Origin of the sequence: Enterococcus sp. AZ119 (assembly GCF_050546175.1) — a bacterium.
Classification (GTDB): domain Bacteria; phylum Bacillota; class Bacilli; order Lactobacillales; family Enterococcaceae; genus Enterococcus; species Enterococcus faecalis.
This window is the reverse complement of sequence record NZ_CP172951.1, coordinates 1,161,617-1,176,134: the sequence shown is the minus strand read 5'-3', so window position 1 is coordinate 1,176,134 and position 14,518 is coordinate 1,161,617. Positions and strand designations below refer to the sequence as shown.

The following is a 14,518-nucleotide window of genomic DNA, read 5'->3' as shown; positions in this document are numbered from 1 at the left end:
TCCTTTTATAGTTAAACAAGGATTATTTATGCTTTTGTTCATTTTTTAAAATAGAAATTGACTGTTTTAAGGATTGAATCATGCCGCCTTCACTGTACACAAGAACGTTTGATTTATATAAACGAGCAGAGAAGATTGTTAAAATAATTCCAAAAACTGCCAAAATCACTAATGAGACAATTGCTTCCATTGTTGATGCCGTTTCGGTCGCCAAGCGTACTGGCATAATGTATGACGAAATCAGCGGAATAAAGGAAGTCACTTTCACCACGATATTTTGTGGATCATTCGTCCCAAACGTAATGCCAATCATATAACCGATTAAACCAATATACATGATGGGCTGAACTGCTTTTGCTGTATCCTCTGGTTTGGAAACAAGAGAACCACAAAGTGCTGCCAAAACAGCAAAAACGAGAATACCAATAATGAAAAAGCCTAATGTAAAAATAAAGGTTGATGAAAAAATACTTTGTGGTGAAATACCACTTAATAGACTTTTCATAAAATCAAGATTTTTCAATTGAGAATAGCCGAGAACAAACGCCACTCCGTAAATGAAAATTTGTGTTAAAGCTACTAGAATAACCCCAGTTAATTTGCCATAAAAATGGGTTTGCGCTTTTGTACTAGAGAGAATAACTTCCATGATTCTAGTGCCTTTTTCAGAAGCAATCTCTTGGGCAATAATTGAAGAATAACTGCTGATGAAGACAAATAACAAAATTGTTATCCCCATTGCTAACGCCATTTGAATCCCTGTGTTATCTTCTCCTGTTTTTATTTTGCCATTTTCATCAAAACTAATTTTGGCTTTTTTAAATGTTGCTTGTTGATTCAACATGGCAACTTGCTCAGCTGTTAGGTTTAAACGATTGGCATTCGCCATTGTTTGTAATTGGTTTAACATTTGAGGAATTAGCATCTCGGTTGCATTTCCTAAAGAGCGTTCAGAGTAAAGCTGACCAGAAATCTGATTATCTGTAGTGTCCAAAAGTAAATAGGCATCAATTTTCTCGTCTTTTAATTGTTCTTGGGCCTTTTTCTCAGAAGAAACAGCTTTGAAAGAAAAGTCCTCTGTTTTATTCTTTGTCAACTCTTTAACCAGCGCTTGGTTTTCCGAAACCAGACCAATGGTAGTATCTCCTGAAAAACCGCTAGCTAGAGAGCCCGCTAAGTAAACAATTCCTACAAGAAGAAATGGCGCTAAAATCATGATTAAGAAAGACAGCGACTTCACATTTTTCTTATAGACATCAGTCGCAATAATCCAAAATTTACTCATCTTGCCCACCTACTTTCATTTTGAAAATTTCTTCCAATGTTGGTGGTTGTTGATTAAACATTGGAATGTAGCCGTTGGCTGTCGCTTTATCAAACAACACTTTGCCCACTTCAGCGTTTTCTAATGTCGCTTCTAAGACGCCATCTTGTCGCAAGTGTGCTTCTTTCACACCTGCTGTAGCAGCAACTTCCTCAACAGATAACGCTGATTCTAAAAATAATTTTGTTCGACCAAATTGTTGTCGAATTTCATGAACCTGACCATCTAAAACCATGCGTCCATTTTTTAACATGACTAAATGGTCACAGATTTTTTCCACATTGTCCATATTATGACTGGAAAAAATGACACAAGAACCTTGATTTTTCAATTCAATAATGCCGTCTTTTAATAATTCTGCATTAACTGGATCCAAGCCACTGAATGGTTCGTCTAAAATAATTAACTTCGGTTCATGAATAAGTGTCGCAATCAATTGAACTTTTTGTTGATTTCCTTTTGATAAAGATTTAACTTTATCTGTTTTTTTGCCTTTAACTTGAAATTTTTCCATCCAAAAGTCAATTTTAGGTTCAATTTCTTTTTTAGTTTTCCCCCGCAATGAAGCGAAATAAATTAGTTGGTCTTCAATCGTAATTTTAGGATATAAACCCCGTTCTTCTGGTAAATAACCAATAATATTGTATTCTTTTTCGTTTAATGGTTGACCATTCCATAAAACTGACCCGCTATCTTGTGTTAAAAAATTTAAAATCAAGCGAAACGTAGTTGTTTTCCCGGCACCATTTTGGCCAATTAATCCTAAAATTTTCCCGTCCGGTATCGTAAAGGATACATGATCAACTGCTTTAAAATCCCCAAAGGTTTTGACTAACTCTTTTACCTCTAACACATAAACGCCCCCTTCACTTTTTCTAAACCGCTGTTTAGTTACTCATATCGTATCTTTCCTGTGTTGGCTTGTCAATGACAATTGTTATGGAAAGATGCTGCACTTTAATCAGACGCTTTATTTTCTGCTAAGCGAAAAAGGCCATCCGTCTCGGCAGAAATATGCACTTCATTTGCGGTCAAGCCTGTGCTTTCATAAAATTTATTTTTAAATTCCTTTGCCGATTTTGATGATTGGCAGGCCCAAATTCGACCTGTACGATTCAACCACGTACCCAATTCATTCATTAAACGCTCATCAATCAGTAATTGATTTGGTACTTTTTTAAATTTTATTTGATAAACGGGTGTTAGTATTTTCATGATCAGACGTCCTCTCTTTTAAGTTAGTATTAGTATATCACGAAAGAAATCGTTATCATATTTTCTTGAGAGTTCAACTTTTCATGAAAAAATTGAATAAAAAAACCAGACAAATTAGGAAAAGCACCTAATTGGTCTGGTTCATTTTCATTTATTTTTCTATCTCAGAGGTTGTTTCTTGGTGCAAATGACGATACACATTCTTCGCGACAGTTTCAGGTAACCCAGCTTTTCTTAATTCTTCAACACTGGCTGCCGTAATATTTTTAAGCGATTTAAATTCTTTTAAAAGATTTTTTTTGCGTTTCGGTCCCAAGCCTTCAATGTTATCTAATTTGGAAGCAAAACTATTTTTACTACGTAATTGACGATGGAATGTGATGGCGAAACGATGGACTTCATCTTGGATTCGTTGCAACAAGAAAAATTCTTGTGAGTTTCTTTCCAATGGTACAACTTCTAAGTTTGGACCAAATAAAAGTTCACTCGTTTTGTGCTTGTCGTTCTTGGCTAATCCAGCTACAGGAATATCGACTCCTAGTTGATTGGCTAACACATCTTTAGCAACATCGACTTGGCCTTTACCACCATCGATTAAAATTAAATCAGGAAAAGGCAAGACTTCTTTTAAAACTCGTGAATATCTGCGATAAATGACTTCTCTCATAGAAGCGTAATCATCAGGACCTTGCACAGTTTTTATTTTATATTTTCGATACTCATTTTTAGCTGGCCGTCCGTCAATAAACACAACCATCGCAGAAACAGGGTTTGTTCCCATAATATTTGAATTATCAAATGCTTCAATTCGAATGGGCGCAGGTATGTTCATCGCATTGCCTAATTTTTCAACTGCGCCAATTGTTCGTTCTTGTTTCCGTACAATCAAATCGAATTTTTCATTTAAAGCAACTGCAGCATTTTTACTGGCTAATTTAACCAGTTTTTTCTTTTCTCCCCGTTGCGGCTGCAAGACTTTCGTAGCTAATAAAGCTTCGACGCTTTCTTTATCAATGTCATCAGGAATCAAGACTTCTTTTGGCACAAAATGCTCATTCTCTTGATAAAATTGTCCAATAAAAGTTAAAAATGCTTCACTGGCATCATCATAAAATGGAAAAATCGATACATCACGTTCGATTAATTTTCCTTGTCTGACAAAGAATACTTGGACACACATCCAGCCTTTATCAACAGCATAACCAAACACATCACGATCAATTAAATCTACATTCGTCATTTTTTGGCGGGTCATAACTGTTTCAATCGCTTTAATTTGATCGCGAAATTCTGCAGCTTTTTCAAATTCCATATGTGCTGCTGCATAAGCCATTTTTTCTTGTAAGCGGTCCTGAATTTCTGTATGTCCACCAGAGAGAAACCCTTTAATCTCTTCCACCATATCTTTGTAGACTTGCGGATCCACATCAAAAGCATAGGGACACAGACATTGTCCTAAATGATAATACAAACAAGGTGTTTTTTGCGATGGATTACATTTTCGCAAAGGAAAAAGCCGATCTAACAGTTTCTTTGTTTCATTCGCTGCATTTACATCTGGATATGGGCCAAAATATAACGCTTTGTCTTTTAAAACCTTTCGAGTAATCATTAAACGAGGATATTTTTCGTTTGTGATTTTGATAAAAGGATAGGTTTTATCGTCTTTTAACATGATGTTATATTTGGGATTATTTTTATGGATTAAATTAATTTCTAATAAAAGTGCTTCAATATTCGATTCTGTCACAATATATTCAAAATCATCGATTTCACTGACTAATCGTTCTGTCTTAGTATCATGGCTACCACGAAAATAAGATCGGACACGGTTTTTCAAAATTTTGGCTTTCCCAACATAGATAATCGTGCCATTTTTATCTTTCATTAAATAACAACCAGGTTGATCAGGAAGCAGTGCTAATTTATTTTTTATTCGTTCGTTCATACGATACTTCCTTTCTAACAAAATGCTTCGTCTATTATACACCTCTTTTTGTAATTAAACAAAAAAAGCCGCTACTTTATGTACGAAAGAAACAGCCTGAAAAGACAATCGCTAATGATTTCTCTTCAGACTGAATCAGACTATTCGTAATGACTAATCAACGTTTATAAGTGTTTGGCAATCATTGCTTGCAATTGGTCTTTTGTATGAACACCGACTGCTTTTTCAACAACTTCGCCATCTTTTTTCAATAGCAATGTTGGGATGCTCATGATTCCAAAACTTGCTGGTGTTGCAGGATTTTCATCCACATCCATTTTGACGATTTTCACTTCGTCTTCATCATATTCTTCAGATAATTGTTCTAAGATGGGTGCTTGCATACGACAAGGGCCACACCAAGTTGCCCAAAAGTCGATTAAGACTAATCCTTCATCTGTTTCTGTTGCAAAATCTTTATCGGTAATTGCTTGTGTCATTTCACAAACCTCCTACTCTTTACTCTTATTACATGCTTAGTATAACACGTCATCTCTAAGATAGCGAGTGTTCTGCTTACTTATTGTAAGTCCTTGTTTATTGGAATTTTACGACAGTCGCACCATTACCACCTTGGTTTTGTGGCGCAAATTCATAGCTTTTCACACTGCGGTGATTTTTTAAAAATTCCGTTATTCCGGTTCTTAATGCACCTGTTCCTTTGCCGTGAACAATGGTTACTTGTGGATAGCCCGCTAGAATCGCAGCATCAATGTATTGGTCAACTTCTGCCAATGCTTCTTCGTAGCGTTTGCCACGTAAGTCTAGTTGTGTGCCAACATGACTGCTTTCTGCAGAACGAACTGTTGTAACTCTTGGTTTCGCTTCTTTTTGTGGAGCGACAGGCGTCATATCCTCTTCAGATACGTTCATTTTTAAAATGCCTAATTGGACTTGCCATTGTCCTTTGCCGTTGTCTTTTAATAAGGTCCCTCGTTGGCCGTAAGTATTGACAATTACTTCATCGCCAGCTTTTAATTTTTTCTGTTCTTTCGCCTTCTTCAGCACTTTGTTTTTAGCAAGCTTGGTTTCTTCATGGTGTAATCGAGAAAGTTGTGTTTTCGCATCAATTAACTGATGTTCTTTGACACCACCTTGTTGGCCACTTTCCAATTGCATTTTGCGAATATCAGAAATAATGGTTTCCGCATTTTCTTCCGCTTCTGCAATAATTTTATTCGCTTCTTTCCGCGCTTTTTGTAATTCTTTTTCTCGTTCTTCAAAAAACACTTGATAGGCTTCTTTCAGTTCTTTATGCAAAGCGGCCGATTCATCGACATAGTGGCGAGCTTCTAAATATTCAGTTTCGGCCATTTTGCGACGGTTTTCCAGGTCTTCAATCATTTCGTTTAAATCTTGACTTTCACCGTCCATTATTTGTTTTGCAGCTTCAATAATACTATTGTCTAATCCAAGACGTTTCGAAATTTCAAAAGCATTACTTCGGCCAGGCACGCCAATTAATAAACGATAGGTTGGACTCAAGGTATCTACATCAAATTCCATACTGGCATTGATTGTTCCAGCTCGATTATAGCCATACACTTTTAATTCAGGATAATGGGTTGTTGCCATCACATAGGCTCCTTTAGCACCCAATGAATCTAAAATGGCAATCGCTAAAGCGGCCCCTTCTTGCGGATCTGTCCCAGCACCTAATTCATCAAATAGTACTAAACTTTGATGATCGACTTTCTTTAAGACAGACACGATATTCGTCATATGTGAAGAGAAAGTACTTAAACTTTGTTCAATCGATTGTTCATCCCCGATATCCGCAAATACTTCTGTAAAAATACCCATTTTACTTTCTTCTTCAACTGGAATAGGTAATCCAGCTTGACCCATTAATTGTAAAAGACCTAACGTTTTCAGAGTAATGGTTTTCCCGCCGGTATTAGGCCCTGTAATCACAATTGCTTGATATTCTTCTCCAATCACAATGTCATTGGCTACAGCTTTTTCTGGATTTAATAGTGGGTGCCGGGCTTGTTTAAAAACTACATGATTTGCTTGACTAACTTCTGGAACAACTGCTTTTAGTTCTTTTCCTAGTCGCGCCTTAGCATTAATAAAATCAAGTTTACCGATGACATAAGCATTATGCGTAATTTCTCGGCGATAAGGAACCAACTCAGCCGACAGTTCTGCCAAGATGCGAGTAATCTCATTTCTTTCGGCAATTTGTTGTTGTCGCAAACGATTATTCATTTCTAAAATTTGTTTAGGTTCAATAAATAAGGTTTGTCCTGAAGCACTTTGGTCGTGAACCACGCCACCAAAAATATTTTTATATTCTTGTTTGACTGGAATTACGTAGCGTTCATTTCGCATAGTAACAAGGGCATCACTCAGATAACGTGCGTTTTTCCCACGAATAATACTATCTAGTTCTTCTCGAATGGTCTGCTCACTACGACGAATATTTTGCCGAATTGCCTTTAAAGCTGGCGAAGCTTCATCTGTGACGTAGCCATCATCATCAATGGCTTGTTTGAGTTGGCGATTTAATTCAGGCAAAACTTCTAGTTGCTCTCGCCACATATATAAACGTTCAAAATCCACTTCATTTTCACTTAACTCATCAAAAAAACGAGTCAGTTCTGAAGTAGTCGACAAGACACGGCCTACTTGTGCTAATTCTATGCCATTTAAATCCGCACCAATTTCAATCCGTTTCATGTGTGGTTGGATATTTTCTAATTTAGGAATGGGGATTCCACCACGTAATCGTTGAACTTTTAAACCATCCTGTGTTTCATTTAGCCATGCTTGAATTTTATTTTCATCAGCAATCGGTAATAATTCCGAAACTTCGTTTGTCCCCTGAGCTGTCACAATAAATTGCAACAACTGTTGTTTTACTTTATCAAACCCTAATGTTGATAGAATACGCTGATTCATTTTTCCACCTACTTTTCTAACTTTTTCATTTGTTGAAAAGACTGAGACATAACATAAGAAGTTTCGCTTTGCTCACTTACTTCTTATCTCTATCTCAGTCCCATTCAGCTTTATTTCGTAATTGGTTCAACCCATAATTCATATGCTTGTTTTGTTAGAATTGGGGTATTTTTTACAATGCCTCGTGCCAAGCCACTTGACCGAAACTGATTTTGGACAATATCTGACGGAATCATTGACGCCGTAGCTAACACTAGAAAAAGACCCACGTATAACACAAGAACACTTAATACGCCACCTAATAGTCCATTTACCTGTTTCAAAACTGGAATAAATGTTAATCCATGTAAAAAGATAGCTAAAAAACGAACGACCAACCAGCCTGCAAACAGCAATAATAGAAACGCAACCGCTGAATAAAAGGCTTTATCCAAGTCTAAAGAAATCTCTTGATTAAAAAAGACAAGCTTTGACGTTGGCGTAACCGATGGATATGGAATATACAATTCTAAATGAGAAGCGACCTCTTTGTAATAGGTACGAGCAACAAAATATGAAATTAAGTAACCTACCGAATAGAGCACTTGTAAAATCAAGCCTCTTTTAGCTCCTGTATAAAATCCAAAGGCTAAAAGTAATAAAATAAGTATTGTTAACATCTTGTCATCCTTTCAGGAACTACTCCGAAACACCTTTATTTTGAATCTGCTGTTTTCGATTTTCATTCAAAATTTGTTGGGCTTCCACATGATTATGAATTTCTACATCTTCTTGTCCATTCTTTTTCAAAACATCTCGTGCTTCTTCTTCGATAATTTCCATTCGGCGCACACGATTCTCTAATTCAGCCAAACGAATGGTTTTCTGTTTTAAATCTGCTACTTGTTTTTCCAATTTTAAAGCATATTCTTGTTTTTTTAGTTGATCTGAAATTGCATTAATTGCTAATAAAACAGAAGCTTGTTCCGTATCAGTTTGCGGAGAAAGATGTTTAATTTCCGCCAGTTGTTCGTTGACAATTTTTGTGACTAAATCCATATGTTGTTTTGACTCTTGGCCAATAATTGTATACGTATGGTCTGCAATGATTGCTTTATATCGTGTTTTTTCATTTGATGCCATGTTGAGGTTCCCTCCTGTAAATCAATCCATTCTTGCTTATTGTACCATGAAAAAAAAGCGAAGCGCAATTTTCGTACAAATTCTCTCTTATTATATGCCACAAAGCGAAAAATTTAAAGATTTCTTTACAAGAACTCTGGCAATTTAAGAACGAATAGAAATTGTGTAGGAGAAAAAGCGTGGAACAAAAAGTCAAAGTGATTTTTGTCCCACGCTCAAACTCTGATAATCAGCTAAAAATGTTTGTTTCAGCTGTACTTTTTAAGGCTTAGTTATTATCTTTCATCTTTTCTACACGTAAACAACGCATAGCATTTAATACAGCGATAATAGTTACACCAACATCAGCAAACACTGCTGCTTGCATTGAAGCCAAGCCTAATGCACCTAGTACCAAAACAATGATTTTAACAGCAATCGCAAAGATAATGTTTTGTTTAACAATTCTCAATGTTTTTCTTGATAATTTAATCGCAGAGGCGATACGACTTGGTTCATCATTCATAATCACCACATCAGCAGCTTCAATTGCCGCGTCACTTCCTAAACCACCCATGGCAATCCCAACATCAGCCCGGGCTAAAACAGGTGCATCATTCATGCCGTCACCAACAAAGGCAACTTTGTTTTTAGGTGAGGATGCTTTTAACAACTCTTCTAAACGATCCACTTTGCCATCTGGTAAAAGTTCTGCATAAACTTTGTCAACACCAACTTCTTTTGCAATAGCTTCTGCAACTTGTTGATTGTCTCCAGTCAGCATAACAGTTTGTTTGACCCCTTCAGCTTTTAATTCTTTTATTGCTGAAATAGCGTCTGGTTTCAATTGATCCGCAATCACTAAATAGCCTGCAAATTGATTATCAATAGCGACAAAAATTAAAGTTCCCGCTTCCTTCACTTCTGGTGCTTCGATACCAAATTGTTTCATTAACTTCGCATTACCGACTAAAACTGTTTTGCCTTCAATTGTGGCTTTGATACCGTGTCCGGCAACCTCTTCAATTGCTGTTGCTGGAACTGTTTCTTTGCCATAGCTTTCTTTAATAGAAATAGCAATTGGATGAGTGGATAATTGTTCTGCTGTTGCTGTTAAACGTAACAACTCTTCTTCAGGTAAAACAACACTAGTTATGTTTTGAACCACAAAATTTCCTTTTGTTAGCGTACCAGTTTTATCAAAAACAATCGTTTCCGTATTCGCTAAAATTTCTAAATAGTTACTTCCTTTAATTAAAACACCTAGTTTACTGGCTCCGCCAATTCCACCGAAGAAACTTAAAGGAACAGAAATGACTAAGGCACATGGACAAGAAATAACCAAGAACGTTAATGCCCGATAAACCCATTCATTAATAGAAGTATCAGGGAAAATAAATGGTGGAATCACTGCCAATAAGACAGCTAAAACAACGACAACTGGTGTATAGTAACGAGCAAATTTAGAAATAAAGTTTTCTGCAGGGGCTTTTTTACTGCTAGCATTTTCAACTAAATCTAAAATTTTGCTAACTGTTGAATCCCCAAATTTTTTCGTAACATTAATGGTCAAGGCCCCATTTTTATTGATAAAACCACCTAAGATTTCATCGCCGACTTTGACCGTTCTTGGAACGGATTCACCAGTCAACGCAGAGGTATCTACCATACTTGATCCATCAATAATTTGACCATCTAATGGAACTTTTTCACCTGGTTTCACTAATATTTGTTGCCCAATTTCAATTGTATCTGGAGCGACCGCTTTTATTTGTCCATTTACTAAAAGATTTGCTGAATCTGGACGAATATCCATTAATTTGGCAATTGATTTTCTGGATTGATCAACTGCAGCACTTTGGAACCATTCGCCGACTTGGTAGAATAACATTACTGCCACAGCTTCGGGATATTCCCCAATAAAGAATGCCCCAATCGTTGCCACAGACATTAAGAAATTTTCATCAAACACTTCCCCACGAAAAATATTCGTTACCGCTCGTTTGACAATGTCGCCACCAATTAAGACATAAACGACTAAATAAGACGCCAAAGCAACCCAATTATTACTTGGCTTAATGATAATAAGTGCTAAAAATAAAACAAATGCAATAATGATACGAATTAAGCGATTCTTATTTGGATTACGTCCCTCTTCTTCTTTGACATCTTTTAAAGAAATAACTTTGACATCTGGTTCTAACTTACCAATCACTGCACGCGCTTCATTTTCGACTTCTAAATCATGTCCTGATTCAACTTCCAGTGTCATCTTTTCAGCCATGAAGTCCACACGCGCTTTTTCTACTCCGTGAATTTTTTGGACAGATTTTTCAATTTTGTCTGCGCAACTTGCACAATCAAGTCCTTCTAGTTTATAACTCTTTTGCATTTAAACACCTTCACTCCCTATATAATAGCGATTATTCCGTTTACATGAATAACCTTTCATGAATCTATTATAAATGAAGATACAATCATATGTCAACCGCTTCACGTAATCTTTTTCTATTTTATAGACATAATGGCATAATTGCTGTAGGTGGAATGGATAACTGAGTAATAACTTTCGGATTGAGTCTATTGCTGCCTTTCCACCAAATTTTGGTTTGTTGGTGTTGAAACCAAGCACTTTGTTCAAAAGGTGCTGACAATGTTTGTAAGTGATGCACTTCGATTTGATTGGTTGCCTGCGGTTCTGTTGTGAAATCATGGGCCCGAATACCTATAGAATGACAAGAAATAGGAACTTCTTGTGTAACCATTAGTGTTTGTTGCCAGCCAATCACTTGGACTCTGTGCGCATCTATGCGTTTGACAGGCCAAATATTTTTACAACCAGTGAGTTTAGCTGCTTCAATCGTTTGAGGTTGGTTAAATAATTGATTTGTTGCACCAAAAAGTGTTTGGTTTTTTGTGATTATCACTAAACTCTGACATAACTTATACAGTTCATCTAAACTATGACTCACAATTAAGGCATGTTGATTTAAATTACTTAATCGCTGTTGAAGTTCAATTTGCAGCTCTTCCTTTAAGGGTGCATCTAATGCGGAAAATGGCTCATCCAATAACAGGTAAGCCGGCTGAGCCGCTAGCATTCGCGCAAAAGCCACTCGTTGTCTTTGTCCTCCAGAAAGTTGACTAGGATATTGTTGTTGGACTTTAGTTAAGTGAAAAGACGCAAGCAATTGAGTGACCAATTGTAAATCTTTTGTCACGCACGTCAGATTTTCTACTACCGATAAATGAGGAAATAACGCATACTGTTGAAACAAAAGACCAATTTTTCGTTGTTGCGGCGACAAATTGATCTTTTGTTCAGCATCGAATAAGACTTGATCATTTAAAACAATCTGACCTTTATCCGCAGTCTCAACACCCGCAATACATTTTAATAACATACTCTTGCCACAACCAGAAGCACCTAAAATTCCTGTTGTTTGCGTCTTTGTTTCAAACTGAATTTGCAAAGTATGACTTTTCAATTCTTTTTGAATATCAACAATTAATCTCATTCCGATCTTCTCCAAGCGCGCTGACTAAAAAATTCCGTAAAAAATAAAATAATCAGGCAAAGTAATAACATAATTACAACATATTGATTGGCTAAACGCCAATCCCCACTTGCTACAGCAGAGTAGATAGCTAAAGGAAGCGTTCTTGTTTTGCCAGCAATATTCCCTGCTAACATTGTCGTCGCTCCAAATTCGCCTAACCCACGGGCAAAGGCTAACACGCCACCGGCCAAGAGACCGTTCATCGACAAAGGTAACGCAATTTTTCTAAAATATCGACTTTCCGAAAATCCGAGTGTCTGGGCCACAGCCAACAATTCACTATCCATTTGTTCAAACGCCGTTAAGGCTGAACGATACATTAAAGGAAATGAAACAGCAACGGCAGCAATAACCGTAGCTGGCCACGAAAAAACAACTTGAATGGCAAAAAAATCAAGTAAAAACTGGCCCACTGGTTGCTGAACACCAAAAATAGTTAAGAGAAAAAAACCAAAAACAGTCGGCGGTAAAACTAATGGCAACGTAAATAAACTATTCAAAAGAATTTTTAATTTACGATTTTTCAAACGAAAAACAATATACGCAACGCCTGTTCCTAAAATAAAAGTAAATAAAATGGCGATTATTGCTGTCTGAAAAGATAAAAGAATTGGTCGAACATCCATTTTCCCACCTACTTTGTTAACTTAAAGCCAATATTTTCAAAATATTTTCTGCATTGTTGACTCTGTAAAAAATTTAAAAAAGCATCTGCTGATTTTTGTTTCTTAGAGGCGGCAACTTTACCAACTGGATAGATAATTGGCTTTTTCAAAGCAGCTTCAGGCATGGCCGCAACAATCGCTACTTTTGAATTGGTTGCTGCATCTGTCGTATAAACCAAGCCAGCTTCTGCACTTGCATTAGCCACCCATTCAAGGACTTCTGTTACATTTGTGCCAAAGCTTGCGTGTTTTTCTACATAAGACCAAGCGCCTAAAGCTTTTAAGCCTTCTTCGGCATATTGACCAGCTGGAACACTTGCAGGATCACCAATTGCTATCATTTGGGCTTTTTTTAAATCAGAAAAATCATGCCACTTTGCTTGATCTTGGTTAGGCACAATAAGAACGAGCTGGTTTTCCAATAAAGGAACGACACTTTTTTTATTAATTAGTTTTTCTGCAACCAATGCATTCATTTGTTTTGTCGAAGCTGAGAAAAATACATCGGCTTTTAGGCCTTTTTCAATTTGCATCTGTAATTTTCCAGAACTATCATAGGTTCCAGTTACCTGAATATCTGGATGCTCTTTTTCAAAGGCTGGAATAATTTTATTCTCCATAACTGACTCTAAGCTAGCGGCTGCCGCAAGGGTTATTTCTTCTTTTTTTGTTGAAACTGTTTCTTTTTGCGGCTGATTTGTACATGCAGCAATTAGGGCAACTAAACTGAATAAACTAAGCAGGAACACAGCCTTTTTTTGTTTAGACATTTGAACGCCTCTTTTCTTTTATAAATACCCGCCATAACTCAAGTCAATAATTTCAGATTTTTTTATCACTTCTTTGGCCATTAATCTTGGTAATAACAAATCAAAAACCGTTTTTTCTGAAAATAAAACACCACCTGGTAAGCCAATGATCGTTTGCTCTCCTTTATAAGCTAGCAAAAACATTGAGCCTGGTAAGACTGGTGTCCCATGGGTTACGATTTCAGCACCTGTCTGCTTAATTGCTAACGGTGTCAAATCATCAGGATCTACACTCATACCACCTGTACAAACAATCAGATCAAGCCCTTGTGCTAACATCTTTTTGATCGCAACAGTAATTTTTTGCGGCTGATCATCGACAATTTCTTGCTTGACAATCGTAACTAAAGGATACACGGAGAACTTGGCTTTTAACACAGGGTAAAAAGCATCCTCAACCAATCCTGTGTAAACTTCACTGCCAGTAGTTACAATCCCGACCCGTATTTTTTTGAAAGGTTTCACAGAGATTAGTGGCTCAGACGTGCTGAACTGACGTGCCTTTTCTAATTGGCTTTTAGAAATTGTTAGTGGAATCACTCGAAAGGCTGCAACTTTTTCATCTTTCTGAACTTCTATATTGGTAACTTTAGTTGACAAGGCGAGACCTTCAATTTCATTTAAAGCAATTAATTTTTCTCGATTGACTTTTAAAAGGCCTCTCGTGCTAGCTTTAGCAACAATTTTCCCTTCATGGACTTCACTCGGCTGACATGAGTCATCTGTTAACAGGTTATACAAAAATGTCGCTGCCTCTTCTTCATGTATTTCTGCTGGATCCAAGGAAACAAACAGATGTTTTTTCCCTAATGATAAAAGAATTGGAATATCTTCTTGAACAACTATATGTCCTTTTTTAAAACACACTTCCTTGGTCTTCCCATAGTCAATTCGCGTAATATCATGACTCAATGGAAGGCCAACTGCCTCTTCTGTTCGAATTGTTTTCATGG

The 14,518-nt window shown here is 36.7% G+C and carries 13 protein-coding genes; all 13 read right to left on the bottom strand.

Annotated features, from left to right (window positions below; all coding sequences use genetic code 11):
• Nucleotides 1-22 precede the first annotated feature (22 nt).
• The 13 genes from IGL37_RS05720 to IGL37_RS05660 all read right to left on the bottom strand — a co-directional run bounded on the left by IGL37_RS05720 (nt 23) and on the right by IGL37_RS05660 (nt 14,516).
• Nucleotides 23-1,285: an ABC transporter permease gene (locus tag IGL37_RS05720; RefSeq protein WP_002357698.1), complete on the bottom strand. Its 1,263-nt coding sequence runs from the start codon at nt 1,283-1,285 to the stop codon at nt 23-25.
• Nucleotides 1,278-2,177 carry an ABC transporter ATP-binding protein gene (locus IGL37_RS05715; RefSeq protein WP_033917968.1) on the bottom strand — a complete coding sequence of 300 codons (900 nt, stop codon included), beginning with the start codon at nt 2,175-2,177 and terminating at the stop codon, nt 1,278-1,280. The genes IGL37_RS05720 and IGL37_RS05715 overlap by 8 nt, the downstream gene beginning before the upstream one ends.
• 104 nt (nt 2,178-2,281) lie before the next feature.
• Entirely contained in the window at nt 2,282-2,539 is a 258-nt protein-coding gene (locus tag IGL37_RS05710) for a DUF3884 family protein (RefSeq protein ID WP_002378312.1), read from the bottom strand.
• Nucleotides 2,540-2,690: 151 nt separating this feature from the next.
• Entirely contained in the window at nt 2,691-4,487 is a 1,797-nt protein-coding gene (gene uvrC, locus IGL37_RS05705) for an excinuclease ABC subunit UvrC (protein ID WP_033917969.1), read from the bottom strand.
• 164 nt (nt 4,488-4,651) lie between these two features.
• On the bottom strand, nt 4,652-4,966 hold the full coding sequence (gene trxA, locus IGL37_RS05700) for a thioredoxin (RefSeq protein ID WP_002357703.1): 315 nt from the start codon (nt 4,964-4,966) through the stop codon (nt 4,652-4,654).
• 97 nt (nt 4,967-5,063) lie between these two features.
• Nucleotides 5,064-7,430 (bottom strand): endonuclease MutS2, encoded by a 2,367-nt coding sequence (locus IGL37_RS05695; RefSeq protein ID WP_033917970.1) that lies wholly within the window; start codon nt 7,428-7,430, stop codon nt 5,064-5,066.
• A 110-nt stretch (nt 7,431-7,540) separates the two neighbouring features.
• A complete protein-coding gene (locus tag IGL37_RS05690; protein ID WP_002357705.1) occupies nt 7,541-8,089 on the bottom strand; it encodes a CvpA family protein in 549 nt (182 codons plus the stop codon).
• Nucleotides 8,090-8,108: 19 nt separating this feature from the next.
• Entirely contained in the window at nt 8,109-8,552 is a 444-nt protein-coding gene (zapA, locus tag IGL37_RS05685) for a cell division protein ZapA (RefSeq protein WP_002357706.1), read from the bottom strand.
• Nucleotides 8,553-8,820: 268 nt separating this feature from the next.
• Nucleotides 8,821-10,923 (bottom strand): heavy metal translocating P-type ATPase, encoded by a 2,103-nt coding sequence (locus IGL37_RS05680; RefSeq protein WP_002357707.1) that lies wholly within the window; start codon nt 10,921-10,923, stop codon nt 8,821-8,823.
• A 121-nt stretch (nt 10,924-11,044) separates the two neighbouring features.
• Nucleotides 11,045-12,049, bottom strand: a complete 1,005-nt coding sequence (locus tag IGL37_RS05675) for an ATP-binding cassette domain-containing protein (RefSeq protein ID WP_002398259.1) — start codon at nt 12,047-12,049, stop codon at nt 11,045-11,047.
• Nucleotides 12,046-12,717: a molybdate ABC transporter permease subunit gene (gene modB, locus IGL37_RS05670; protein ID WP_002360415.1), complete on the bottom strand. Its 672-nt coding sequence runs from the start codon at nt 12,715-12,717 to the stop codon at nt 12,046-12,048. The genes IGL37_RS05675 and modB overlap by 4 nt, the downstream gene beginning before the upstream one ends.
• A gap of 8 nt (nt 12,718-12,725) precedes the next feature.
• Complete coding sequence (gene modA / locus IGL37_RS05665; protein WP_033917972.1) at nt 12,726-13,526, bottom strand: molybdate ABC transporter substrate-binding protein; 801 nt, start codon at nt 13,524-13,526, stop codon at nt 12,726-12,728.
• Between the two features lie 18 nt (nt 13,527-13,544).
• Entirely contained in the window at nt 13,545-14,516 is a 972-nt protein-coding gene (locus IGL37_RS05660) for a molybdopterin-binding protein (RefSeq protein ID WP_033917973.1), read from the bottom strand.
• Nucleotides 14,517-14,518: the final 2 nt, after the last annotated feature.